Annotated in this window: 22 protein-coding genes; 13 read left to right on the top strand and 9 right to left on the bottom strand. The window is 70.5% G+C overall.

Translation table 11 applies throughout. The features are described from left to right. The first annotated feature begins 7 nt into the window (after positions 1-7). Both MW290_RS28425 and MW290_RS28420 read left to right on the top strand, forming a co-directional pair. Positions 8-814, top strand: coding sequence for a hypothetical protein (locus MW290_RS28425; protein ID WP_250197715.1), 807 nt, complete (start codon positions 8-10; stop codon positions 812-814). A 17-nt stretch (positions 815-831) separates the two neighbouring features. Beyond that, the gene (locus tag MW290_RS28420) at positions 832-2,541 is read left to right on the top strand and encodes an ATP-dependent DNA ligase (protein WP_250197714.1); all 1,710 of its coding nucleotides are present in this window, start codon (positions 832-834) and stop codon (positions 2,539-2,541) included. 7 nt (positions 2,542-2,548) lie between these two features. Here the strand turns inward: MW290_RS28420 and MW290_RS28415 are convergent, their stop codons facing one another. Then, positions 2,549-3,970, bottom strand: a complete 1,422-nt coding sequence (locus MW290_RS28415) for a CoA transferase (RefSeq protein WP_250197713.1) — start codon at positions 3,968-3,970, stop codon at positions 2,549-2,551. 15 nt (positions 3,971-3,985) lie between these two features. Further along, on the bottom strand, positions 3,986-4,816 hold the full coding sequence (locus MW290_RS28410) for a gamma-glutamyl-gamma-aminobutyrate hydrolase family protein (protein ID WP_250197712.1): 831 nt from the start codon (positions 4,814-4,816) through the stop codon (positions 3,986-3,988). Positions 4,817-4,971: 155 nt separating this feature from the next. Here MW290_RS28410 and MW290_RS28405 point away from each other — a divergent pair, with 155 nt between their 5' ends. The 3 genes from MW290_RS28405 to MW290_RS28395 all read left to right on the top strand — a co-directional run bounded on the left by MW290_RS28405 (position 4,972) and on the right by MW290_RS28395 (position 7,423). Beyond that, positions 4,972-6,639: a Na/Pi cotransporter family protein gene (locus tag MW290_RS28405; protein ID WP_250197711.1), complete on the top strand. Its 1,668-nt coding sequence runs from the start codon at positions 4,972-4,974 to the stop codon at positions 6,637-6,639. Between the two features lie 94 nt (positions 6,640-6,733). Beyond that, entirely contained in the window at positions 6,734-7,006 is a 273-nt protein-coding gene (locus MW290_RS28400) for a ribbon-helix-helix domain-containing protein (protein WP_250197710.1), read from the top strand. Between the two features lie 3 nt (positions 7,007-7,009). After that, the gene (locus MW290_RS28395; protein WP_250197709.1) at positions 7,010-7,423 is read left to right on the top strand and encodes a putative toxin-antitoxin system toxin component, PIN family; all 414 of its coding nucleotides are present in this window, start codon (positions 7,010-7,012) and stop codon (positions 7,421-7,423) included. 91 nt (positions 7,424-7,514) lie between these two features. Here MW290_RS28395 and MW290_RS28390 read toward each other — a convergent pair whose 3' ends face one another. The 5 genes from MW290_RS28390 to MW290_RS28370 form a co-directional block, all read right to left on the bottom strand. Beyond that, complete coding sequence (locus MW290_RS28390; protein ID WP_250197708.1) at positions 7,515-9,971, bottom strand: PAS domain-containing hybrid sensor histidine kinase/response regulator; 2,457 nt, start codon at positions 9,969-9,971, stop codon at positions 7,515-7,517. Further along, positions 9,968-10,504, bottom strand: a complete 537-nt coding sequence (locus MW290_RS28385; protein WP_250197707.1) for a response regulator — start codon at positions 10,502-10,504, stop codon at positions 9,968-9,970. The genes MW290_RS28390 and MW290_RS28385 overlap by 4 nt, the downstream gene beginning before the upstream one ends. Next, complete coding sequence (locus MW290_RS28380) at positions 10,497-12,722, bottom strand: ATP-binding protein (RefSeq protein WP_250197706.1); 2,226 nt, start codon at positions 12,720-12,722, stop codon at positions 10,497-10,499. The genes MW290_RS28385 and MW290_RS28380 overlap by 8 nt, the downstream gene beginning before the upstream one ends. Then, positions 12,719-13,363, bottom strand: coding sequence for a biliverdin-producing heme oxygenase (locus MW290_RS28375; RefSeq protein WP_250197705.1), 645 nt, complete (start codon positions 13,361-13,363; stop codon positions 12,719-12,721). The genes MW290_RS28380 and MW290_RS28375 overlap by 4 nt, the downstream gene beginning before the upstream one ends. A 218-nt stretch (positions 13,364-13,581) precedes the next feature. Further along, positions 13,582-14,511 (bottom strand): carbohydrate kinase family protein, encoded by a 930-nt coding sequence (locus MW290_RS28370; protein ID WP_250197704.1) that lies wholly within the window; start codon positions 14,509-14,511, stop codon positions 13,582-13,584. A gap of 173 nt (positions 14,512-14,684) precedes the next feature. Here MW290_RS28370 and MW290_RS28365 point away from each other — a divergent pair, with 173 nt between their 5' ends. From MW290_RS28365 to MW290_RS28335, 7 genes are all read left to right on the top strand, one after another. Further along, positions 14,685-15,704 (top strand): sugar ABC transporter substrate-binding protein, encoded by a 1,020-nt coding sequence (locus MW290_RS28365; protein ID WP_250197703.1) that lies wholly within the window; start codon positions 14,685-14,687, stop codon positions 15,702-15,704. Between the two features lie 38 nt (positions 15,705-15,742). Next, complete coding sequence (locus MW290_RS28360; RefSeq protein ID WP_250200124.1) at positions 15,743-16,705, top strand: ABC transporter permease; 963 nt, start codon at positions 15,743-15,745, stop codon at positions 16,703-16,705. A 22-nt stretch (positions 16,706-16,727) separates the two neighbouring features. Beyond that, on the top strand, positions 16,728-17,534 hold the full coding sequence (locus MW290_RS28355) for an ATP-binding cassette domain-containing protein (RefSeq protein ID WP_250197702.1): 807 nt from the start codon (positions 16,728-16,730) through the stop codon (positions 17,532-17,534). Between the two features lie 16 nt (positions 17,535-17,550). Then, positions 17,551-18,006 (top strand): RbsD/FucU family protein, encoded by a 456-nt coding sequence (locus tag MW290_RS28350; RefSeq protein WP_250197701.1) that lies wholly within the window; start codon positions 17,551-17,553, stop codon positions 18,004-18,006. After that, positions 18,006-19,247: an ROK family transcriptional regulator gene (locus tag MW290_RS28345; RefSeq protein ID WP_250197700.1), complete on the top strand. Its 1,242-nt coding sequence runs from the start codon at positions 18,006-18,008 to the stop codon at positions 19,245-19,247. The genes MW290_RS28350 and MW290_RS28345 overlap by 1 nt, the downstream gene beginning before the upstream one ends. Positions 19,248-19,283: 36 nt before the next feature. Further along, positions 19,284-19,631, top strand: a complete 348-nt coding sequence (locus tag MW290_RS28340) for a hypothetical protein (RefSeq protein ID WP_250197699.1) — start codon at positions 19,284-19,286, stop codon at positions 19,629-19,631. 101 nt (positions 19,632-19,732) lie between these two features. After that, entirely contained in the window at positions 19,733-19,882 is a 150-nt protein-coding gene (locus tag MW290_RS28335; RefSeq protein ID WP_250197698.1) for a hypothetical protein, read from the top strand. A 24-nt stretch (positions 19,883-19,906) separates the two neighbouring features. Here MW290_RS28335 and MW290_RS28330 read toward each other — a convergent pair whose 3' ends face one another. Beyond that, complete coding sequence (locus MW290_RS28330; protein ID WP_250197697.1) at positions 19,907-20,947, bottom strand: bile acid:sodium symporter family protein; 1,041 nt, start codon at positions 20,945-20,947, stop codon at positions 19,907-19,909. 90 nt (positions 20,948-21,037) lie between these two features. Between MW290_RS28330 and MW290_RS28325 the strand changes: the two genes are divergently transcribed. Beyond that, a complete protein-coding gene (locus MW290_RS28325; RefSeq protein WP_250197696.1) occupies positions 21,038-21,982 on the top strand; it encodes a LysR family transcriptional regulator in 945 nt (314 codons plus the stop codon). On the opposite strand, the gene MW290_RS28320 is transcribed toward MW290_RS28325, so the two are convergent. Next, a complete protein-coding gene (locus tag MW290_RS28320; protein WP_250197695.1) occupies positions 21,960-23,333 on the bottom strand; it encodes a sigma-54-dependent transcriptional regulator in 1,374 nt (457 codons plus the stop codon). The two genes, MW290_RS28325 and MW290_RS28320, sit on opposite strands and share 23 nt — an antisense overlap. Positions 23,334-23,375 lie beyond the last annotated feature (42 nt).

The raw sequence follows: 23,375 nt of genomic DNA, 5'->3' as shown, positions 1-23,375 counted from the left end.
TCGAGCGATGGACCGCGACGACCCCCTGGACCCCACCCGCGTGCTGGACGGCTGGCGCCCCGACCGGGGACCGCGGCCCACCGACGCCGAACTGATGCGCCTGCTGGACGGCTGGCAGCCCACCGGCGTGCGCCGCCCGGCCGCCGAAGACGCCCCATCGCTGCGCCTGCCCAGGCTGCAGCCGGTGCAGGACGCGCCGGTGGCGCCGGTTGAACTCGACCAGCTTGGCCGCCAGGTGGCCCAGCGGGCCGCGCGCTGGGCGGCCGAAGAAATCACCGACATCGACCTCGACTGGCAGCCTGCGCCCACCATGGCGCCCGTGCCCAGCCACCCGCGGCTGCTGCGCCAGTGGCAGCCGGGCACCTGGGTGGCCGCCGTCAAGCAGGTGGCCGCCGAAAGCACCGAGCTGCGCGAAGGCCCCGGCGGCCCGGTGGTGGAAACGCATGCCGCGCTGCGCCTGATCGCCTGGTGGCCGCCGGCCGAGCAGGGCGCGCCGCTGGCCCGCTGGCCGCAGCGGGCGCAGATGCAGCCAGTGGCGCCCGAGCGGCTGGCGCAGGCGCTGCTGGCCCCGCTGCCCGAGGACGCCACCGTGTGGTGCCTGGCCGAAGCCGCCGGCGACACGGCCGACTGGAGCCTGATCGGCCAGCTCGTGCTGCTGCATGACAGCAGCCTGCAAGGCCGCGGCTTCGAGGCGCTGCAGGCCTTCGTCGAGAACGAGCGCGCGGCGCAGTTCAGCCGCCTGAACGACGACTACCACCGCCCCGACGCCGCGCGGCCGGTGGAGCAGAAGACCGCATCGCCGCAGGCGCGCTGAGTGCTGCAGCCGGCCTGATGCACGCCTTCGCCGTTCTTTTCACCGAACTGGACGCCAGCACCGGCACCAGCGACAAGGTGGCCGCGCTGCGCCGCTACTTCGCCCAGGCCGAGCCGGCCGATGCCGCCTGGGCCGTTTACTTCCTGGCCGGTGGCAAGCCGCGCCAGGTGGTGCCCACTGGCGTGCTGCGCGCGCTGGCCTGCGCCGAAGCCGGCATCCCCGAATGGCTGTTCGAGGAAAGCTACCAGGCCGTGGGCGACCTGGCCGAGACCATCGCCCATGTGCTGCCGCCGGCCGACCAGCCGGCCGCGCCGCTGGGCCTGGCCGAGTGGATCGAGCACCGGCTGCTGCCGCTGCGCGGCCTGCCCCCCGAGGAACAGGCCCACCGCGTGGCCGGCTACTGGCGTGAGCTGGACACCACCGGCCGCTTCCTGCTCACCAAGCTGATCGGCGGCGGCTTCCGGGTGGGCGTGAGCAAGCTGCTGGTGCAGCGCGCGCTGGCCGAGCAGGCCGGCCTGGACCCCAAGCGCGTGGCCCAGCGCATGATGGGCTACACCGACGCCCGCGCCACCCCCAGCGCCAGCCGCTACCAGGCCTTGCTGGCGCCGGTGGTGGAGGGCGCCGCCGGCGACGAGCGCAGCCCCGACGATGCGGGCCAGCCGTACCCGTTTTTCCTGGCCCACCAGCTCGAAGGTGACGCCAGCGACTTCGAAGCCCGGCTGGGCCCCACCGACCAGTGGCTGGTGGAATGGAAGTTCGACGGCATCCGCGCGCAGATCGTCAAGCGCGCCGGCCGGGTGTGGATCTGGTCGCGCGGTGAGGAGCTGATCACCGACCGCTTCCCCGAGATCGTGGCGCTGGCGCAGCCGCTGCCCGACGGCACGGTGCTGGATGGCGAGCTGCTGGTGTGGCACGAAGAACGGCCGGCACCGTTTGCGCTGCTGCAGCAGCGCATCGGCCGCCTCAAGCTCAGCAAGAAGATCCTCACTGACGCGCCCGTGAACTTCATCGCCTACGACTTGCTGGAGTGGCAGGGCCAGGACTGGCGCCACCGCCCGCACACCGAGCGGCGCGCTCAGCTGGAAGAGGTGGCGCCGCAGGCGCGCATGCAGCTGTCGCCGCTGGTGCAGGCGCCCGACTGGCCGGCCCTGGCGCGGCTGCGCACCGAGTCGCGGGAGCGCGGCGTCGAAGGCTTCATGCTCAAGCAGCGTGATGCCACCTATGGCACCGGCCGCACCAAGGCCGCCGGCACCTGGTGGAAGTGGAAGATCGAGCCGATGACCGCCGACGGCGTGCTGGTGTATGCCCAGCGCGGCCACGGCCGGCGCGCCAGCGTGTACACCGACTACACCTTCGCGGTGTGGAATCGCGCGCCGGTGGACGCCGCCGAGGCCCAGGCCGTGCTGGACGCCATCGCCCGCCGCGAGCCGGCCCAGCCGGGCGCGCTGCAGCTGGTGCCTTTTGCCAAGGCCTATTCAGGCCTGACCGACGCCGAGTTCGCCGAGGTGGACAAGGTGATCCGCGCCCACACCCTGGAAAAGTTCGGCCCGGTGCGCAGCGTCAAGCCCACGCTGGTGTTCGAGCTCGGCTTCGAAGGCATCCAGCGCAGCCCGCGCCACAAGAGCGGCATCGCCACGCGCTTTCCGCGCATGCTGCGCATCCGCCATGACAAGCCGCTGTGGGAGGCGGACACCCTGCAGACGCTGGAAGCCTTGATCCAGAGTTAACCGCGCTTCACCACACCGGTGGGTGCGACCCCGGCGGCATCGACGGCCGCCGCCATCCGGCAGGCGTGTGCGAGAACTGCGCCGGATGGCGCAGCACCGTCAGCGCGCCAAAGCCGCTGGGTTCGGTGACCAGGTAGGGGTCGAAGGCCGGGGCCTGGGCCTGCAGGCCGTCCGGCACCCGGCCCAGGCTGCGCAGCCAATGGCCGACGCCAGCCAATGACACCTGCACATGCCAGCTGCCGCCTTGCTGCTGCTGGCGCCACAGCGCGGCCTGCGTGCCGAAGGCCAGCAGGTAGCCGGCCGCGTAGTCCAGGATCTGCAGCGGCAGCGCGCGGGGCGTGTGTGCGCCCGCGGCCTGCGCTTCGGCCAGGTTGAAGCCGGTGGCCGTCTGCACCAGCGAATCGAAGCCGCGGCGGCCGCCCCACGGCCCTTCGGCGCCATAGGCGCTGAGCGACACCACGACGATGCCTGGCCGCAGCCGCGCCAGGTCTTCCGGCGCGAGGCCGAAGGCGCCCAGTGCGCCGGGCCGGTAGCCCTGCAGGAACACATGCGCCTGCGCGGCCAGCTGGCGCAAGCGCGCGCGGCCGGGTTCGTCTATCAGGTCGACGTGCACCGAGCGCTTGCCGCGGCTGGTGTCGGCGATGGCGGCGATGTTGGGCAGCGACGGCGAATTGACCAGCATCACGTCGGCGCCGTAGGCCGCCAGCGTGCGGCCGGCCACCGGCCCGGCGAGGATGCGGGTGAGCTCCAGCACCCGCAGCCCGGCCAGCGGCTGCGCACCATCGCCCAGCGCGGGCCAGGGCAGGGCGGGTGCGGCCTGGCCCGCCGGCTCGATGCGGGTGATGCGCACCAGCGGTTGCGCCGCCACCGCCTGGCCCTGCGGGTGGGCGTCCCACTGCTCGAAGCTGCGGGCGGCCGCCACCACCAGGCCGGCCTGCGCGGCCTCGGCCTCGAAAGCTTCGGCGCTCCAGCCGCGCAGCGCCTGCTGCACGGCGGGGCGGCCGGTCGCTTCACCCGGCGGCAGGCCGAGCAGGCGCAACGCGCCGTCGCGGTGATGGGCGAAGTTGGCGTGGATGCGCACCCAGCCGGCTTCGCCATCGGGGCCGCAGGCATACAGGCCCGACACCGGGTCCCAGGCTGGCAGCTGGCGGCCATCGAGCAGGAAGTGGGCGCAGCTGTCCAGCGTGGCATGGGTGCGGTCCACCGTCACCTGCTGGCGCTGGCTGCCGCCGCTGCGCAGGTGCCACAACTCGGCCGCTGCCAGCGCCGCCGCGCCCATGGAAGCCTGCGCGGCGGTGGCTACCGCGAAGGAAGAAGGCAGCACCGGCGCATCGCCGCGCAGATCGGCGCAGGCCAGCGCCGCTTCGGGCAGGCCGGCGGCCCGCCACACGGCCTGCAGGGCCAGGGCCGAAGGGGCGCTGCCGTCCATGGCCCGGGCCCGGGCTCAGCGCGCCTTGCGCGCCCGCGCGGCGGCGAGGAAGTCGTCGAGGATGGGCGTGCCGTCCAGCTCGTCGGCGTGGGTGCGGTTCAGCGCCATGAATTCGGGGTGCCACTGCATGCCGAACACGTAGCTCGGGCCTTTCCAGCGGATGGCTTCCACCACGCCGTCGGGGATGGCCAGCGCCTCCACTTCCAGGTCGTGGCCCAGCGTCTTCACCGACTGGTGGTGGATGGAGTTGATGGCGGCGCTGCTTCGATCGGGGTACAGCTGGGCCAGCTTGGTGCCGCGCACGATGCTCATGCGGTGGAATTGGCGCTCGTAGGTGTTCTCGTCGTGGTGGCGCAGCGCGCCGGGCAGCTGGCTGGGAATGTCCTGGTACAGCGAGCCGCCGAAGGCCACGTTGATCAGCTGGCAGCCGCGGCAGATGCCCAGCACCGGCTTGCCGGCCGAGATGAAGGCGTCCAGCAGCTCCATCTCGTACAGGTCGCGCACGCGGTCGCCGCCCCAGGCCGGCTTCATCGGCGATTCGCCATAGGTTTCGGGCGAGATGTCGGTGCCGCCCTGCAGCACCAGGCCGTCCAGCATCTCGGCATAGCGGTGCAGGCTCATGTCGCTGCGCCGCACCAGGCTGTCGCTTTCCACCGCGGGAATCATCACGCCCAGCACGTCGCGCGACATCACCCAGTGCGCGACCGACTGCTCCAGGTAGTGCAGGGTGCGGGTAAACACGCCACCCAGGCTGGGCACCGGCGTGGTCGGATGGTAGATGCGGGCGGACAGCCCGATCAGCAGCGGCGTCTTGGGGGCGTCGGAGGTGGCAGCGGCGTCAGACATGGGCGGCAGGGAAGACGGCAAGGCGCGACAAGAAGGCAGGAAGGGTCGCGGCAATCGCCATGCCCTGGCCCGGGTCCTGCGTGGAGCACTCACTGTATCGGCCTCCCCCGCACATGGGCCGCGCCAGCCGCTTAAAAACTACGTAAGCTGTACCGATGATCCACCTGTTGAATCTGCTGGCGGCCATTGCGCTGCTGGTCTGGGGCACCCACATCGTCCGCACCGGGGTGCTGCAGGTCTTCGGCGAGAACCTGCGCACGGTGCTGGCATCCAGCTTCAGCAGGCGCGTGCCGGCCATGCTGGCGGGGCTGGGCGTCACCGGGCTCGTGCAGTCCAGCACCGCCACCTGCCTCATCGTGGCCTCCTTCGTGGGCAAGGGACTGGTGAGCACCAGCGCCGCGCTGGCGGTGATGCTGGGCGCCGACATGGGCACCTCGCTGATGGCGGTGGTGTTCTCCTTCGACCTGTCCTGGCTGTCCCCGCTGCTCATCTTCGTGGGCGTGGTGATGTTCGTCTCGCGCCAGAACTCGGCGGCCGGCCGGGTGGGGCGGGTGCTGATCGGGCTGGGGCTGATCACGCTGGCGCTGCAGTTGATCGTGCAGGCGACGGAGCCGATGACGCGGTCGCCGGTGGTGCGCACGCTGCTGGTGTCGCTGCCCAACGAGATCCTGCTCGATGTGCTGGTGGGCGCGGTGCTGACGGTGGCGGCCTATTCCAGCCTGGCCATCGTGCTGCTGACGGCCACGCTCGCTTCACAAGGTCTGCTGCCCACCAACGTGGCGCTGGGGCTGGTGATCGGCGCCAACCTGGGCAGCGGGCTGCTGGCCATCCTGGCCACCAGCGGGGCCGCGCCGCAGGTGCGGCGTCTGCCGCTGGGCAACTTCCTGTTCAAGGTGACGGGTGCGGTGCTGGCCATGCCGCTGCTGGGCCATGTGCACGTGCTGCTGCAGGAGACGGTGCCCACCGTGCACCAGCAGGTGGTGCTGTTCCACCTGGGCTTCAACGTCACGTTGGCGATGCTGTTCATCGGCCTGACCGGCGTGGTGGGCCGCTGGGTGGTGCGCTGGCTGCCCGACCCGCGGCAGGGCGGCCCGGGCGAGCGGCCGCGCCACCTCGACCCGGTGGCGCTGGCCACGCCGTCGCTGGCCATCAGCTGCGCTGCGCGTGAGGCGCTGCACCAGGCCGACGTGGTGGAGACCATGCTGCGCGGCATCCTGCCGGTGATCCGCCACAACGACCTGCGGCTGGCCGAGCAGCTGCGCAAGATGGACGACACCGTGGACGAGCTGTACTCGGCCATCAAGTTCTACCTGACGCAGATCTCGCGCGAGGCGCTGTCCGAGCGTGAGGGCCGGCGCTGGACCGACATCGTCAGCTTCACCATCAACATGGAGCAGATCGGCGACATCATCGAGCGCATCCTCCAGGACGTGGAAGACAAGAAGATCCGCAAGAACCGCAGCTTCTCGGAAGCCGGCATGGCCGAGATCTGCCACCTGCACGAGCGGCTGCTGGCCAACCTGCGGCTGGCGATGAGCGTCTTCCTCGATGGCCATGTGCGCGATGCGCAGCGGCTGCTGGAAGAAAAGGCCCGTTTCCGCGACCTGGAGCATGAGTACGCGGCCAACCACATTGCGCGGCTGCGCGACAACACGGCGCAAAGCATCGAGACCAGCTCGCTGCACCTGGACCTGATCAGCGATCTCAAGCGCATCAATTCGCACCTGTGCTCGATCGCCTATCCCATCCTGGAGTCGGCGGGCGCGCTGGCCAACACCCGCATCCGCCACTCGCAGCTGGCGCCGCTGGCTGAGGAGCAATAGCGGCCATCTAGGCACATAAACACAAATGCGCATGAGCGCTATGGTGTTTATGCGAAACTGCCGGTCTTCAAATGGGCAGGTGCAGGTGAATCCCATGGCAGGCGACAACATGGCGCGGTGGTCGGTGATGGTCTCCAAGGAAACGGATCTCGCTTTGCGCTCGTTCCTGGGTGCCCGCGGCGGCCGCAAAGGTGACCTTTCCAAATTCATCGAAGAGGCCGTGCGCTGGCGCATGCTCGACGAGAGCATGCAGCAGGCGCGCGAGGGCTTTGCCGATCTGTCGGCCGATGAACTTCAGAACCTGGTGGATGAGGCTGTCACGGCCGTGCGCCTGGCGCGGCCTTCGCCTGGATCAACGGACACGTAACCCGTGCGCGTGGTCGTTGATACCAACATCCTGGTCAGTACGCTTCTGAGCGCAGATTCAGTGCCTGGTCAGCTCATGGCCCAGTGGCGGGCTGGGCGTTTCACGGTGCTGAGTTGCAGCCAGCAGCTTGACGAGCTGATGCGGGTGACCCGCTACCCCAAAATTCGTGAGAGGCTGCAGCCGGCCTTGGCTGGCCGGCTGATCAATGAACTGCGCGCTGTGGCCCAGCTGATCGATGGTTTGGTCGTTACCCCGATTTCGCCTGATCCCAACGATGACTACCTTCTCGCTCTGGCGCTCGCTGGCCATGCTGATGTTTTGGTGACGGGCGACAAGCGCGATCTGTTGGGCCTGGGTCATCATGGCCGCACGCGCATCATGACGGCCTCGTCCTTCCTGACGACGTACAGCAGCTAGCAGGCAGCGCGGCCCTCAGTCCCGCCGGGCCGCCCCAAGGGACTGAGATCCCCCTCGGGGGGGCGCGAGCGCAGCGAGCTTGGGGGCACTCTCAGTTGAGCGTCCGGCTCGGTCCGCCGCGCAGCGCGCGGCGCAGCCGGCGCGCCAGCTCCTCGTCGCGCAGGGGCTTTTGCAGCACCTGCTCCTCGGGGATGTCCTTCAGCGCAGCCAGGTCGACGAAGCCGGTGAGGAACATGGTCTTGAGGTGCGGGTGCGAGAGCTTGAGCAGCCGCACCAGCTCGGCGCCGTTCATGCCCGGCATCGCGAAGTCGGCCAGCACCAGCTCGATGTCCTTGCGCCGGGCCAGCAGCTCCAGCGCAGCGCCGCCGCTGCCGGCCTCGATCACGCGGTAGCCGATGGCCCGCAGCATCGACGAGGTGGCGTCGCGCACCGCGGGGTCGTCGTCCACCAGCAGCAGCGTGTGGCTGGGCTCGTGGCCGTCCAGCAGGCCGTGCTGCGTCACCTCGGGTTCGCGCTGGCGCACTTCGCCCTCGGCCCGCGGCATGAACACATGCACCGAGGTGCCCACGCCGGGCTGGGTGTCGATGCGCACGCCGCCGCCCGACTGTTTGGCAAAGCCGTACACCTGGGCCAGCCCCAGGCCCGATCCCTTGCCCACTTCCTTGGTGGTGAAGAAGGGCTCGAAGGCCTTGGCCAGCACCTCGGGCGTCATGCCGCTGCCGGTGTCGCTGACGGTCAGCGCCACGTAGTCGCCGGCCTCGGGTTCTTCCGGCCGCTCGGGCGGGCCCAGCGTGACGTTGGCGGTGCGCACCGTCAGGCTGCCGCCCACCTCCATCGCGTCGCGCGCGTTGATGGCCAGGTTCAGCACGATCAGCTCCATCTGCGTCACGTCCACCAGCGCGGGCCACAGCGGGCGCGTCAGCTCGGTGGCCAGGCGCACGCTGCCGCCCATGGTGGACTGCAGCAGGTCGCGCAGCGCCAGCACCGTGTCGTTGAGGTCGATGACCTGCGGCTCCAGCCGCTGCCGGCGTGAGAAGGCCAGCATCTGCGCGGTGAGCTTGGCGCCGCGTTCGGCCGCGCTCTGCATGGAATCGAGCCGCTTGAGCACCCGCTCGTCGGCCGTGCCGCCCTGGTTGAGCAGCCGGCGGATCAGGCTGATGTTGGACAGCACCACCGTCAGCAGGTTGTTGAAGTCGTGCGCCACGCCCGAGGTGAGCTGGCCCACGGCTTCCAGCCGCTGCATCTGCTGCAGCGTGGCCTCCACGCGGCTGCGCTCCTCGATCTGCTGCTTCAGCTCTTCATTGGTGGCGGCCAGTTCATCGGCGGCGGCGCGCTCCTCGGTCACGTCGCGGCCGATGGCGTAGAAGTAGCCGGCATCGGGCCGCACCGCCCAGCGGATCCAGCGGTAGCTGCCGTCGCGGCTGCGCACCCGGCTGTCGAAGCGGGCGGTGCCGGCGCCGGCACCCAGCGTGTCCATCGCGGTGCGTGTCACGGCCACGTCGGCCGGGTGCAGCAGGTCGACGATGGCCTGGCTCATCACCTCGGCGGCGGGCCAGCCCAGCAGGCTCTCCCAGGCGGGGTTCAGCGCCTCGGGCGTGCCGTCTGGCCGCCACACGGCCATCAAGTCGGCCGAGAGGTTCCAGATGCGGTCACGCTCGCGGGTGCGTTGCTCCACCCGCTCGCCCAGTGCCTCGTTCAGGCGGCGCAGGGCTTCGCCCTTGCGGCGCTGGCCGGTGACGTCGCGCGCGGTGCCCACCAGGCGCGAGCCGCCGTCGTCACTGTCGAAGCGGCGGCCGGCGATGGCCAGCCAGCGCACACGCTCGTCGGCCAGCGTGATCACCCGGTGCTCGAATTCCAGCTCGGGCCGGCCATCGGGCACCAGGGCCGCGGCCAGCGACTGCTCGAACAGCACGCGGTCGTCGGGGTGCACCACCTGCGAGACGAAATAGGCGTAGTCCACCTGCGCGCCAGGCGGTATATCGGCGATGCGGCGCAGGCCGTCGTCGATCCACAGCCGCGGGCCGTCGGGGTCGAACTCCCACACGCCCATGTTGGCGGCCTCGGCCGCCAGCCGGAACAGCACCTCGGCCTGGCGCTGCCGCTCGAGCGCCAGCCGGGCCGTGGCTTCGCTGGCGCCCAGCGCGGCTTCGGCGTCGCGGCGGCGCATGCGCTCGTGCGCCTCGGCCAGCGCACGTTCCACCGCCTTGGGCAGCCGCGCCAGGTTGCGCTTGAGCACGTAGTCGGTGGCGCCCTGGCGCAGCGCATCGGTGGCCACGTCTTCGCCCACCACGCCAGAGACGAAGACGAAGGGCACGTCGGGCAGCTTCTCGCGCGCCTGCTTCAGCGCGGCGATGCCGTCGAAGTCGGGCAGCGAGTAGTCGGCCAGCACCAGGTCGATGTCGGTGCGTTGCAGCGCGGCCAGGAACTCGCCGCGGCGGGCGGCCCGCACCACCTCGATCGGCATCTGTGCGCGTTGCAGGTAGGTGCAGATCAGTTCGGTGTCGATGTCGCTGTCTTCCAGCAGCAGGACGCGAGCGGGACCGTTCATCGGTGGGAAAGGCGGGGCGGCGGTTGGTTGAGCACGGCCCAGAACATGCCCAGTTCCTGGATGGCCTGCAGGAAGGCGCGGAAGTCGACCGGCTTGACGACGAAGGCATTGACGCCCAGCTCGTAGCTGCGCACCAGGTCGCGCTCTTCGCGCGAGGAGGTCAGCATCACGATGGGCACCGCACGCAGCAGCGGGTCCTTCTTCACCCGCTCCAGCACTTCCAGCCCGTCCAGGCGCGGCAGCTTCAGGTCGAGCAGCACCACGGCGGGGTCGCCCACCTCACGGCCCTGCCAGGCGCCACGTGCATACAGGTAGTCCAGCGCTTCCACGCCGTCGCGGGCCACGTGGATGGGGTTGGCCAGCTGGCAACGCTCCAGCGCGGCCAGGGCCAGCTCCAGGTCGTTGGGGCTGTCTTCCACCAGCAGGATGGGCCGCAGTTCGGTCGTGCGGCTGGCGGCGGCCAGCAGCTCGATGGTCTTGGCCAGCGGCGCGTGCGTCTGCGCGTCGCCAGCCGGGTCAGGCTTGTCAGTCATGGTCCGTCTTGAGATGGGATGAGCGCGGCAGGCCGAAGCGGAAGGTGGCGCCTTCATCGGGCTGCCCCTCGGCCGCGATCCAGCCGCCGTGGCGGTCGATGATGCGCCGCGTCAGGGCCAGGCCGATGCCGCTGCCCTCGAAGTCCTCGACGCGGTGCAGCCGCTGGAACACCCCGAACAGCTTGCCCTGGTAGGCCATGTCGAAGCCGACGCCGTTGTCGGCCACCGAGTACACCGTCTCGTGGGCCCGCACCTCGCCGCTGACGCGGATCACGGCCACGTCCTTGCGGCGGGTGTACTTGATCGCGTTGTCGATCAGGTTGGACCAGGCCTGCCGCAGCAGCGAGGCGTCGCCCCAGGCGGGCGGCAGCGGGCCGATCAGCCACTCGACCTGGCGCGTGCCCTGGTCGATGCGCATTGAACGGCGCACCTCGTCCACCAGCTTGGCCATGTCCACCGGCGCGGTTTCCAGGCTGGCGCGGCCCAGCTGCGAGAAGTTCAGCAGGTCGTCCACCAGCCGGCCGGCCGACAGCGCCGATTCGACGATGGTGTCCAGGTAGTGGCGCGAGCGCGCGGCCAGCTGGGGCTCGCTCTCGCCCAACAGCTGCGCGAAGCCGACGATGTGGCGAAAGGGCGCCCGCAGGTCGTGCGACACCGAGTACGAAAACGCCTCCAGCTCGCGGTTGCTGGTTTCCAGCCGGTCGGACAGCGCGGCGCGCTGCTCGGCCTGCTTGAGCACCAGCGTCACCATGGCCTGGCAGAAGCTGCGGGCCGCATCCACCTCCACCGCCGACCAGCGCTGCGCGGTGCCGCGCACTTCCTGCGTCCAGGCCGCGAAGGAGGCGCGGGGCGACAGGCTGCCGTCGGCGGCGGTGGCCTTCTCGGGCCGGCCGCCCCACTGCACGGTGTGGATGCGCTCGGGGCGGAACCACATCACGTAGTGCGGGTGGATGGCGGAGATCGGCGCGGCGATGAGGCCGCAGCCACTGTCGGTGAACTGCTCGGCCGGCGGGTACACCGAGGGCAGCGCATGGGTGGAGAACAGCTCGCCCCGGTCCTGCCGCTGGTGCAGCCAGGCGGCCAGCGCCTGCAGCTGCTCGGCCGGCGGTGTGTGGCCCACGGTGTGCACCGCGTCGCCACGCAGCAATGCGGCGCCGGTGGCGCGGGTCAGGCGCATCCAGGCCTCGGGGCTCTTGACCAGGCGGTGCAGCGCCGCGTCGGGCGCATCGCCGGCATCGGCCATGCGCGCCACGAGGTCGTGCTCCAGCTCCTTGGCGGCCCAGCGCAGCGCGGCTTCCTGGCCCCGCTCGCGCGATCCGATCTTCAATGCCAGGATCTGGCCCAGGAAGTCGCAGGCCGCCCGCGTGGGGGCACCCACCCGCATCGGCTGTGCATGGTGGCAGGCCACCAGGCCCCACAGTTCGCCGTCGATGACGATGGACACCGACATCGAGGCCGCCGTGCCCATGTTGCGCATGTACTGCAGGTGCACCGGCGAGACGCTGCGCAGCGCCGAGCCGGACAGGTCCAGCGGCTGGCCATCGACCGGGCTGGCGGCCGGCAGCACCGGCACCGGCTGGTAGCGCGCATCGGGAATCAGCCGCAGCCGGTGGCGGCGGTACATCTCTCGCGCCTGCGCCGGGATGTCGCTGGCCGGAAAGCGCAGGTCCAGGTAGCTGGGCAGGTTGCCGTTGCCGTCCTCGGCGATCACGGTGCCGTGCCAGTCCTCGTCGAAGCGGTACACCATCACGCGGTCGAAGCCGGTGAGCTGGCGCACCTCCTGCGCGGCATAGCGGCCCAGCAGGGCGACGTCGTCCTCGCCCTCCACATGGTCGAGGAAGCTGCGCAGCCGCGGGTACAGCGCATCCAGCGTGCGCATCTCGCTCAGGTCCAGCGGCTCGAGCTCCAGCACCAGGCCCTGCGGCGTGGCATGGGCGCTGAGCTGCAGCATGCGGGCACCGCAGGCCAGCGGCTGCTGCAGCGCGCCTTCACGGCCCTCGCTCACAGCGGCCAGCAGGTCGGGCAAAGCGGGGTCCAGCTCGCGGCTGTGCTGCGGCGCTGCGGGCAGGCCCAGCACCTGGGCCGCGTTGGCGCTGGCCTGCAGCACCCGACCGTCGTCGGCGTCCACCACCAGCAGCGCACCGTGCGGCTGGATGGTGCCGGGAATGTGGATGGGCTCGCGGGCGCAGGCGTCGGCGGCTTGTTCCTCCGGCGTCACAGCGCCACCCCCCACTCGCTGGGCGTGTCGTCGTCCCGGGGATGGCTGGCCACCACCGCCGGCTCCAGCCATTGCAGCAACAGCGCGAAGGTTTCCAGCGCGCCTTCCACCACCGCCTCGTGGCGCTCGACAGGCACCAGGTCCAGCAGCGCCAGCGTCTGGCGCCAGCGTTCGCCGGTGAGGTCGCCGTAGGGGTGGAAGTACAGCAGCCCCTCCTCAGGGCACCAGTCGGCGTCCTCCAGCAGGCGGCGGGTGATCACGCGGCCGCCCAGCGTGGAGCCTTCCATCACGTACAGAGAGCCCAGCGCGCCGTCCAGCGTGCGGCACAGCTGCGCCGCCTCCGGCACGATGGGCAGCGCTTCGATGTCCAGGTCGTCGATGTCGAGCGCGCGCAGGTCGTGCTCAATGAGCGTGAGCCGGCGCCGCGGCCCGGTGAAGGCCGCATCGCCCAGCGTGCGTTCCAGCGCCGGCTCCCACACGCGGTGAAAGCCGTGGAAGCGCATCAGCACGGCGACGAAGCGGGTGTAGCTCATCGGGCTGTCCAGCAGGCCCAGCAGCGATTCGAGCTGCTGGTGCGCGTGCGACGTGGCCTCGCGCAGCCGGGCGTGGAGCGAGACGGAAACGGCAGGCGTGGACAGCATGGAAAAGGCCGGAAGAGAGACAGCGGGCCGTGCCCGAGGGGCGTGGACTGCTCACGCCGCCCCGCCTTTTTAACACCGCCGTCCAACGGCTTCTGTCAGCGGACGCCCCAAGTGACCGCCGGTGGGCTCCGGCTGCGGTCAGGCGAGCCGAAGGGCCGCCCCAAGGTTCGTCACGCTCCCTTGGGGCGCCGCGAGCGCAGCAAGCTCGGCGGCCAGCGTCACGCCGGTAGTTCGGCCCGCCGCGGCAGGTCGGCGCCGCGGCGCGAGCAGGTGATGGCCGCGGCCCGCGCGGCAAAGTCCAGCGCGGCCTTCACCTGCTCGGCGGGCAGGGTGCGCAGTGCCATCGGGCTCAGGGCGTCGTGCTCGGCCAGCCAAGTCAGCAGCGCGGCCTGGAAGGTGTCGCCCGCGCCCACGGTGTCCACCACGTCCACCTTCACCGGGGCGGCTTCGGCCTGGGCCGCCGCCGTCCAGGCGATCGCGCCTTCGCCGCCGCGCGTCACCACCACCATGGCCACGCCGCGGGCCAGCCATTGCGCGGCCAGGGTGGCGGGCGCCACGCCGGGAAAGAGCAGGCCCAGGTCTTCGTCGCTGACCTTGAGCAGGTGGGTGCGCGGCAGCATCCAGTCCAGCAGCGCATGCCAGCGGCCCAGGTCGGGCTCCACGTTCAAGCGGATGTTGGGGTCGTAGCTGATCAGGCTGCGCTTGTGCTCACGCTCGATCAGCGCGCGCTGGGTGCCGGCCACCGGCTCCACCACGGTGGCGTAGGAGCCGACGTGGAAGGCCCGTGCCTCCGGCGGAATGGCGGCCAGCGCCGCCTGCGTCACGCCGCGGTCGGCCGCGCCTTCGCCGTAGAAGGAATAGGACGGCACGCCGGCCGCGTCCACGCCCACCAGGCTGAGCGTGGTGCGCGCCGGGCTGCGCGGGGTGCAGCGGGTGTCCACGCCTTCTTCCTTCAGCGCGCGCATCAGGCGCTCACCCAGGAAGCCGGACGACACGCCGCCGAAGAAGCCGACCGGCTGGCCCAGCCGTGCCAGGCCGACGGCCACGTTGAAAGGCGACCCGCCGACGCGCGCATCGAGCATCAGGCCGGTGGGGGTGTCGCCAGCTGCAAATACATCGAACAGCGCTTCGCCGCAGATCACGAACATGGGTTGTCTCCAGAGGGGGAACGATGCGGAGCATGCCTTTGCCGGGCCGCTTCGGACATCGGGTTTTCCATTAATCAATCAGCTTGATTTATTAACTCGACTCTACCAAAGTACATCCCATCGGTTCCGCCGATGTCGCATCCCTACCAAACCCCGATCCGGAGACAGCTCTCATGCCCGCACAGCGCACCGCCTTCCACTTCGCCGCCACCGCCGTTGTCGCAGCCGCCGCCCTGTGCGCCGCCTCCGCCGCCAACGCCGCCGAGCCGGTCATCGGCCTGATCACCAAGACCGACACCAACCCCTTCTTCGTGAAGATGAAGGAGGGCGCCACCGAGGCGGCCAAGGCCAAGGGCGCCAAGCTGATCGCCGGTGCCGGCAAGGCCGACGGCGACAACGCCGGCCAGGTGACGGCGATGGAAAACATGATCGCGGCCGGCGCCAAGACCATCCTGATCACGCCCAGCGATGCCAAGGCCATCGTGCCCGCCATCAAGAAGGCCCGCGACCGCGGCGTGATGGTGATCGCGCTGGACAGCCCGGCTGACCCCGCCGATGCCACCGACGCACTGTTCGCCACCAACAACTACACCGCCGGCGTGCTGATCGGCCAGTACGCCAAGGCCGCGCTGGGCAACAAGCCGGCCAAGATCGTCACGCTGGACCTGTTCCCCGGCCACCCGGTGGGTGCGCAGCGGCACAACGGCTTCATGAAGGGCTTCGGCCTGAACGCGCCCGATGCCAAGAGCAACGAGCTGGGCTCGGACGCCGCCATCGTGTGCCAGGCCGACAGCTTCGGCGACCAGGCCAAGGGCCAGACCGCGATGGAGAACTGCCTGCAGAAGGTGCCCGACGTGAACGTGGTCTACACCATCAACGAGCCCGCCGCGGCCGGCGCCTTCAACGCACTGAAGAAGGCAGGCAAGGACAAGGGCGTGATCATCGTGTCGGTGGACGGCGGCTGCCAGGGCATCCGCGACGTCAAGGCCGGCAAGATCGCCGCCACCTCGCAGCAGTACCCGCTGAAGATGGCCGCGATGGGCGTGGACGCCGCCATCGAATACGCCACCAGCGGCAAGAAGGCCAGCGGCTACGTCGACACCGGCGTCACGCTGATCACCGACAAGCCCATCTCCGGCATCGAGAGCAAGGACGTCAAGGCCGGTACCGACCTGTGCTGGGGGAAGAAGTGATGAGCAGCAGCGTCGCCGCCGTACCCAAGGGCAACACCATGGCCACCTCCTTCAAGGACAAGCTGCCGCCGATGGGCGTGCTGGGCCCGTTCATCGCGTTGCTGCTCGCCTGCCTGTTCTTCGCGACGCAGACCGACCGCTTCCTGAGCGGCCAGAACTTCTCGCTGATCCTGCAGCAGGTGATGGTGGTGGGCGTGATCGCGATCGGCCAGACGCTGATCATCCTCACCGCGGGCATCGACCTGTCCTGCGGCATGGTGATGGCGCTGGGCAGCATCGTGATGACGAAGTTCGCGGCCGACCTGGGCCTGCCCACGCCGGTGGCGATCGCCTGCGGCATCGCGGTGACGACGCTGTTCGGCCTCATCAACGGCCTGCTGGTGACGCGGCTGAAGCTGCCGCCCTTCATCGTCACGCTGGGCACGCTGAACATCGCCTTCGCGATCACGCAGCTGTACTCGCAATCGCAGACGGTGACCGACCTGCCCGATGCGATGACCTGGCTGGGCACCACCTTCGGTCTGGGCAACACCAACGTGGCCTACGGCGCGGTGCTGATGCTGCTGCTGTACTTCCTGGCCTGGTTCGCGCTGCGTGAAACGCAGGCCGGCCGCCATGTGTACGCGGTGGGCAACAACCCCGAGGCCACGCGGCTGACCGGCATCCCGACCCAGAAGGTGCTTCTGAGCGTGTACGTGATCGCCGGCGTGTTCTACGGCATCGCTTCGCTGCTGTCGGTCTCGCGCACCGGTGTCGGCGACCCCAATGCCGGCCAGACCGAGAACCTGGACGCCATCACTGCGGTGGTGCTGGGCGGTACCAGCCTCTTCGGCGGTCGCGGCGTCATCATCGGCACGCTGGTGGGGGCGCTGATCGTCGGCGTGTTCCGCAACGGCCTCACGCTGATGGGCGTGTCCTCGGTCTACCAGGTGCTGGTCACCGGTGTGCTCGTGATCCTGGCGGTGGCGGCCGACCAGATGTCGCGCAAGTCGGCCCGCTGAAACCTTGCTGAAGGTGCAATCCATGAACACGCAGACCGCGGCCAGCGCGCCGCAGATCGTGATGAAGGCCACCGGCCTGGTGAAGCGTTATGGCCAGGTGACGGCCCTCGACGGCGCCGACTTCGAGCTGCGCGCCGGCGAGATCCTGGCGGTGATCGGCGACAACGGCGCCGGCAAGTCGTCGCTGATCAAGGCCTTGTCGGGCGCCACGGTGCCCGACTCGGGCCAGATCCTGCTGGACGGCAAGCCCATCCAGTTCAAGAGCCCGATCGACGCCCGCCGCGCCGGCATCGAGACCGTGTACCAGGACCTGGCCGTGGCGCCCGCCATGTCCATCGCCGAGAACCTGTTCCTGGGCCGCGAAGTGCGGCGCCCCGGCGTGCTGGGCACGGTGTTCCGCATGCTGGACAAGAAGCGCATGCTGGAAGAAAGCATCGCCCGCATGAACGACCTCAAGGTGGGCATCCGCTCGATGACGCAGGCGGTGGAAACGCTGTCCGGCGGCCAGCGCCAGTGCGTGGCGGTGTCGCGCGCCGCGGCTTTCGCGCAGCATGTGGTCATCATGGACGAGCCCACCGCCGCCCTGGGCGTGAAGGAGGGCAACATGGTGCTGGAGCTGATCCGCCGCGTGCGCGACAAGGGCCTGTCGGTGGTGCTGATCTCGCACAACATGCCGCACGTGTTCGAGATCGCCGACCGCATCCACGTGGCGCGGCTGGGCAAGCGGGCGGCGGTGCTCAACCCGCGCAAGATCTCGATGAGCGACACCGTGGCGGTGATGACCGGCGCGATGCAGCCCAAGGACATCCCGGCCGAGTGCCTGGCCTGAGGTCGGGGCCCCCAACATGCTCAAGCACATCCATCCCCTGCTGTTTCCCGAGTTGTTGAAGGTGCTGGCCGAAATGGGCCATGGCGACGAGATCGTGCTGGCCGATGCCAACTTCACCGCCCACACGCTGGCCACGCGGCGGCCGGTGCTGCACTGGCCCGGCGTGTCCATGCCCCAGGCCTGCGAGGCGGTGCTGTCGGTGCTGCCGCTCGATGAAGCGGTGGCCCAGCCGGTGGCCTACATGCAGGTGGGCGGCAGCGAGCCGGGCTACCGCTCGGCACTGCAGCGGCAGGTGATCGATGCGATGGCCGCGCGCGGCGACGCCCGGCCCGAGCAATGCCTGGCCACCGAGCGCTTCGCGTTCTACGACCGGGCGCGCGAGGCCTTTGCGGTGGTGCAGACCGGCGAGCTGCAGCCCTGGGCCAACTTCGTGCTCAAGAAGGGCGTGATCGCCCGGCCGCTGGAGGCCTGATGCCACCCGCCGCCACCGCCGCGGACCTGCCCGACACCGGCCGCCTGCGGCCGCGCGGCTCCAGCCAGGGCGGCTTGCGCCAGTACAACGAGCGGGTGGTGCTGCAGGCCATCCGCCTGCATGGCGCGCTGCCGGCGGCCGAGATCGCGCGGCTGACGCAGCTCACCGCGCAGACCGTCTCGCAGATCACCAAGCGGCTGCTGGACGACGGCCTGCTGGTCAAGGGCACGCCGGTGCGCGGCAAGGTGGGCCAGCCTTCGGTGCCGCTGGCGCTGGCGCCCGATGGCGCCTATGCCATCGGCGTGAAGGTGGGCCGCCGCAGCCTGGACGTGCTGCTGGTCGACTTCACCGGCGCGGCCTGCCAGCGCTCGTCGGTCAGCTACGACTACCCCGAGCCCGAGGCCGTGTGCGCCGCCATCGACCAGCACCTGGGCGCGATGCGCCAGTGGCTGGGCGCCGACCGCCGCGACCGGCTTCAGGGCATCGGCATCGCCGCGCCGCTGTCGCTGGGCGGCTGGCAGACGCTGCTGGGGGTGGACCTGGAGCGCGCCCGCGCCTGGGACCGCATCGACCTGCCCGAACGCGTGGCGGCCATGAGCGGCCTGCCGGTCACCTTCGTCAAGGACACCGCCGCCGCCTGCGTGGCCGAGCTGGTGGCCGGCCGTGGCCGCAGCGTGCGCAGCTTTCTCTACGTCTTCGTCGACACCTTCATCGGCGGCGGCCTGGTGCTGGACAGCCACCTGCGCGGCGGCCTCAGCGGCAATGCCGGCGCGGTGGGTTCGCTGGCCATGGGCCGCGGCCGGCCGGGCGCGGCACCGCCGCCGCAGCTGCTCAGCGTGGCTTCGCTCTTCACGCTGGAAACGCTGTATGCCACCGCCGGCCTGGACCTGGGGGCCACCACCGACGCTCGCGCGCTGCAGGCGCCCTGGCTGCCCCACACCCAGGCCTGGCTGGCTGACGCGGGCCCCGCGATTGCCCTGGCCCTGCATGACGCAGCCTGCCTGCTCGACCTGGAAGGGGTGATCGTGGACGGACAGTTCAGCCGTGAGCTGCTGGCCGCGCTGCTGGCCGCGGTGGACGCTGCCTGCGCCGACCTCAGCTGGGAGGGCGTGCGCAGGCCGCTGCTGATGCCCGGCACCATCGGCCCCGACGCGCGGGCGCTGGGCGGCGCACTGTTGCCGCTGCACGCCAACTTTGCGCCCGACCGGGACTTGTTCCTGAAGCTCGACCGGCATCTTTAGAATGCCGCCCCTTCGACCTCAACAACAAGGACGCCTGTGGACCTGCAAGTACCGATCAAGATCTTCGATGAACTCCTCGAGGAGGTGATCGAGTCCACCGGCATGCTGGACCTGGCCAGCGGCGAGATCCGCGACGTCAAGTACATCGACTACGACGTCGCCGAGCGCGGCCTGCCGGCGGAAGATCCCGAATACGACTTCACCAGCGGCATGCTGTCCAACAACGGCCACGAAGTGGAATTCCGCGTGGAAGTGGACGCCGCCGGCCGCAAGTACTCGGTCACCGCCAGCGAGCTGCTGGAACTCAAGGGCCGCGCCGCCAAGCTGTTCACTGACAGCGCGCGCGCCGACGCGGCCAAGAAGGCGGCGCCCAAGCGCCGTTGAACGGGGGCCCCGGCGGCGCCCAAGCGCCGTTGAATTCAACCCCCGGCGGCACCACAGGCACGCCACCTGCCGCAGCCATCGCGCTTTCCCAGGAGATACCGATGAGACTGCACAGCGTGCCCCAGCCACCCCCGCCCCCGCCGCCCGACGTGTTGCCGGTCACCCCTGAGGGCGACCCGCCCAGCAGCACGCCGCCGGTGCGTGAGCCCGACCTGCCCAACCAGCCGCGGCCGGACGAGACGCTGCAATAGCGCCCGCCAGGCCGCGCGCCGCCCTCAGGGCCGTGCCGCCGGGGCGGCCGGCGTGGCCGTGCCGGCAGCGGCCTGTGCCTCGGCGGCCTCGGCCCGGCGCGCATAACGCTTGGCCAGCGAGGCGCACACCATCAGCTGCAGCTGGTGGAACACCATGATGGGCAGCACGATCAGGCCCACGGCCTGGCCCGCGAACAGGATCTGCGCCATCGGCACGCCGCTGGCCAGTGTCTTCTTCGAGCCGCAGAACACGATGGCCACTTCATCCGCGCGGCTGAAGCCCGTGCGGCGGCTGAACAGCACCAGCACGCCCATCACCACGAACAGCAGCAGCGCGCTGATCAGCACCAGCAGGCCCAGCGTGCCCAGGCTCACCTGGTGGTACAGGCCCTCCACCGTGGCCTCACTGAGGGCCGAATAGACCACCAGCAGGATGGAGCCCTGGTCGAACCACTTCAGCATGCCGCGGTGGCGCGCCACCCAGCCACCGATCCAGCGCTGCGCGATCTGCCCGGCCACGAAGGGCAACAGCAGCAGGCCCACGATGCCGGCGGCCGACTGCCACGAGATCACGCCCGCGGCGCCGCTGCTGGCCGAGCTGGTGGAGGCCATCGCCGCGATCAGCAGCGGCGTGAGCGCGATGCCGGCGATGTTGGACGTGGAGGCGCTGCACATGGCCGCCGGCACGTTGCCCTTGGCGATGGAGGTGAAGGCGATGGACGACTGCACCGTGGACGGCAGCGCACAGATGAACAGCACGCCCAGGTACAGCGTGGGGCCGATCAGCGGCTCGAACAACGGCCGCAGCGCCAGGCCCAGGATGGGAAACAGCACGAAGGTGGCGCTGAACACCGTGAGGTGCAGCCGCCAGTGCAACAGGCCGGCCACCACCGCCTCACGCGACAGCTTGGCCCCGTGCAGGAAGAAAAGGCCCGCCACCGCGGCATTGGTCAGCCACTTCACCACCTGCGCGCTGGTGCCCTGCACCGGCAGCAGGCTGGCCAGCGCCACCGTGGCCAGCAGCATCAGCACGAAGTTGTCGGGGAGAAAGGCGGGTCGGCGCATGTCGAAGGTTCCGGGAGCAGAGCCTGGATTACAGGCGGCACCGGGCCGTTTGTAAAATGGATTGATGGGATTAGCTCATCCAATCGGCTTATGAATGTGAGCCTGCGGCAGCTGCAGGTCCTGCTGGCCATCGCCGATGAAGGCGGCTTTGCCCGCGCGGGTGATGCCATCGGCCTGTCGCAGCCGGCGGTCAGCCAGAGCATCCGCGCGCTGGAGGCCGAGCTGGGTCTGAAGCTGCTGGACCGCACCACCCGCGAGGTGCTGCTGACCCCGGCCGGCGAGGCCCTGGTGGGGCCACTGCGCCGGGTGCTCGGCGAGCTGCAGGAGCTGCTGGCCCGCACCCAGGCCCTGGGCGCCCAGGCGCGCGGCGTGGTGCGGGTGGCCAGCGCGCCCACCGTCTCGGCCGGGCTGATGCCGCGCTGCCTGTCGGCCGCGCTGCAGCGCCACCCCGACATCCAGGTGCTGCTGACCGACCAGGCCCAGCGCCTGGCGCTGGAAAGCGTGCGCAGCGGCGCGGTCGACTTTGCGGTGGTGGTGGGCGGCGAGCAGATGGACGACTTGGACCAGCAGCCGGTGTTCGAAGAAGGCTTCGTGCTGGTGTGCCCGGCCGGTCATCCGCTGGCGGCGCGGGCCCGGGTGCCGCTGGCCGCGCTGGCGGGCCAGCCGCTGGTGCTGCTGGACCACACCTCGGGCAGCCGTCCCTTGATCGACGAAGCCCTGCGCGCCTTGCCGGCGGCGCGGGGCGCGCCCGCCCGGGTGGTTCTGGACGTGGGCAACGCCACCACCGCCTTCCGCATGGTGGCCGAGGGGCTGGGCCTGTCCATCCTGCCGGCGCTGTCGCTGCCGCTACCCGATGGGCAGGCCCTGTGCGCGGTGCCGTTGCATCCGCCGCTGCGCCGGCGCATCGTGCTGGTGGCGCGGCGCAACCGCTCGTTGTCGCCGGCCGCCCAGCGCATCTGGGCGCTGGTGGCCGAGCTGGCGGCCGCCATGCCGGATGCGGCGGCCGCGCCGGCTACTTCTCGGCGTATTCCTTGAGCCGGTTGTAGAGCGTCTTCAGGCTCACGCCCAGCGCGGCGGCGGTGCGTTCCTTGTGGTGGTCGAAGCGCTTGAGCGTGGCCAGGATCACCGCCCGCTCGATCTCGGCCAGCGGCTGGCCGATGCGCACCACCAGCGTCTCGCCATCGTCGGCTGCCGCGGCGCCGGCCGGCGGGCGGGCGCCGGCACTGCCGGGCACGCCGGGCTGCAGCCACTCGTCGTCGATGTCGCGGCCATCGGCCATCAGGTAGATGCGCTGCACCGCATTGCGCAGGTCGCGCACGTTGCCCGGCCAGCGGTGGCGGGTGAGGGCGCTGATGGCGCTGGGCAGGAAGCGCTTGGCCACGCCTTCGCGGCGGCCGATGTCCTGCAGGAAGTGCTCGGCCAGCATCGGGATGTCGTCCGGCCGCTCATGCAGCGAAGGCATGCGGATCGGGAACACGTCCAGCCGGTACATCAGGTCTTCGCGCAGCTTGCCGCTGGCCACCGCTTCGGTGGGCACGCGGTTGGTGGCGGCGATCACGCGCACGTCGGTTTCCACCGGCGTGGTGCTGCCCACGCGCATGAAGCTGCCCGTTTCCAGCACCCGCAGCAGCTTGACCTGCAGCTCGGGCGGCATCTCGGTCACTTCGTCCAGGAACAGCGTGCCGCCGTGGGCGCGTTCGAAAAAGCCCAGGTGCTGGCGGTCGGCGCCGGTGAAGCTGCCCTTCTCGTGGCCGAAGATCTCGCTTTCGATCAGGTGCGGCGAGATGGCACCGCAATTCACCGCCAGGAAGGGCTGGTGGCGGCGGCGGCTCAGGTCGTGGATGGTGCGCGCGGCCACTTCCTTGCCGCTGCCGCTTTCACCGGTGATCAGCACCGTGACGGCCGAGCCCGCCACGCGGGCGATCTGCTCGTACACCTGGCGCATCACCGGCGAGCGGCCCACCATGTGGCCGAAGCGGCCGCTGCGTTCCAGTTCGGCGCGCAGATCTTCCAGCTCGGCCTTCAAGGCCGAGGGGCGCATCAGCCGCGACAGGATGCCCTGCAGCTGCTTGATGTTGAAAGGCTTGACCAGGTAGTCGGCCACGCCCAGGCGCAGCGCCTGGATCGAGGTCTCGATGCTGGCATGGCCGGTGACCAGCACCACCTCGGTGTTGGCCAGCTGGTCGGTGTCCTTCAGCAGGTCCAGGCCCTGGCCGTCGGGCAGCTGCAGGTCCAGCAGCACCAGGTCCGGCGCGCGCATGGCCAGCTGCCGGCGCGCGTCCTTCAGTGTTCGAGCCGTGACGGCGGTGAAGCCCTCGGCAGCCATCAATGCCGCCATGGTTTCGGCGACGTCCGGGTCGTCTTCGACGATCAGTGCGTGTCCCATAACTACCCGAGGCGCGGCAGGGGCCGCGTTACAAAACCCGGA

Source organism: Aquincola tertiaricarbonis (assembly GCF_023573145.1).
In the GTDB taxonomy this organism is placed as follows: Bacteria; Pseudomonadota; Gammaproteobacteria; order Burkholderiales; family Burkholderiaceae_C; genus Aquincola; species Aquincola tertiaricarbonis_B.
Note: the sequence above shows the minus strand (reverse complement) of the source record. Positions and strands in the feature narration are given on the sequence as shown.

Coding starts and splice junctions, on each gene's coding strand:
- MW290_RS28425 (WP_250197715.1), top strand. CDS start 8: ATGGACCGCGACGACCCCCTGGACCCCACCCGCGTGCTGGACGGCTGG.
- MW290_RS28420 (WP_250197714.1), top strand. CDS start 832: ATGCACGCCTTCGCCGTTCTTTTCACCGAACTGGACGCCAGCACCGGC.
- MW290_RS28415 (WP_250197713.1), bottom strand. CDS start 3,970: ATGGACGGCAGCGCCCCTTCGGCCCTGGCCCTGCAGGCCGTGTGGCGG.
- MW290_RS28410 (WP_250197712.1), bottom strand. CDS start 4,816: ATGTCTGACGCCGCTGCCACCTCCGACGCCCCCAAGACGCCGCTGCTG.
- MW290_RS28405 (WP_250197711.1), top strand. CDS start 4,972: ATGATCCACCTGTTGAATCTGCTGGCGGCCATTGCGCTGCTGGTCTGG.
- MW290_RS28400 (WP_250197710.1), top strand. CDS start 6,734: ATGGCAGGCGACAACATGGCGCGGTGGTCGGTGATGGTCTCCAAGGAA.
- MW290_RS28390 (WP_250197708.1), bottom strand. CDS start 9,971: ATGAACGGTCCCGCTCGCGTCCTGCTGCTGGAAGACAGCGACATCGAC.
- MW290_RS28385 (WP_250197707.1), bottom strand. CDS start 10,504: ATGACTGACAAGCCTGACCCGGCTGGCGACGCGCAGACGCACGCGCCG.
- MW290_RS28375 (WP_250197705.1), bottom strand. CDS start 13,363: ATGCTGTCCACGCCTGCCGTTTCCGTCTCGCTCCACGCCCGGCTGCGC.
- MW290_RS28370 (WP_250197704.1), bottom strand. CDS start 14,511: ATGTTCGTGATCTGCGGCGAAGCGCTGTTCGATGTATTTGCAGCTGGC.
- MW290_RS28365 (WP_250197703.1), top strand. CDS start 14,685: ATGCCCGCACAGCGCACCGCCTTCCACTTCGCCGCCACCGCCGTTGTC.
- MW290_RS28360 (WP_250200124.1), top strand. CDS start 15,743: ATGGCCACCTCCTTCAAGGACAAGCTGCCGCCGATGGGCGTGCTGGGC.
- MW290_RS28355 (WP_250197702.1), top strand. CDS start 16,728: ATGAACACGCAGACCGCGGCCAGCGCGCCGCAGATCGTGATGAAGGCC.
- MW290_RS28350 (WP_250197701.1), top strand. CDS start 17,551: ATGCTCAAGCACATCCATCCCCTGCTGTTTCCCGAGTTGTTGAAGGTG.
- MW290_RS28345 (WP_250197700.1), top strand. CDS start 18,006: ATGCCACCCGCCGCCACCGCCGCGGACCTGCCCGACACCGGCCGCCTG.
- MW290_RS28335 (WP_250197698.1), top strand. CDS start 19,733: ATGAGACTGCACAGCGTGCCCCAGCCACCCCCGCCCCCGCCGCCCGAC.
- MW290_RS28330 (WP_250197697.1), bottom strand. CDS start 20,947: ATGCGCCGACCCGCCTTTCTCCCCGACAACTTCGTGCTGATGCTGCTG.
- MW290_RS28325 (WP_250197696.1), top strand. CDS start 21,038: ATGAATGTGAGCCTGCGGCAGCTGCAGGTCCTGCTGGCCATCGCCGAT.
- MW290_RS28320 (WP_250197695.1), bottom strand. CDS start 23,333: ATGGGACACGCACTGATCGTCGAAGACGACCCGGACGTCGCCGAAACC.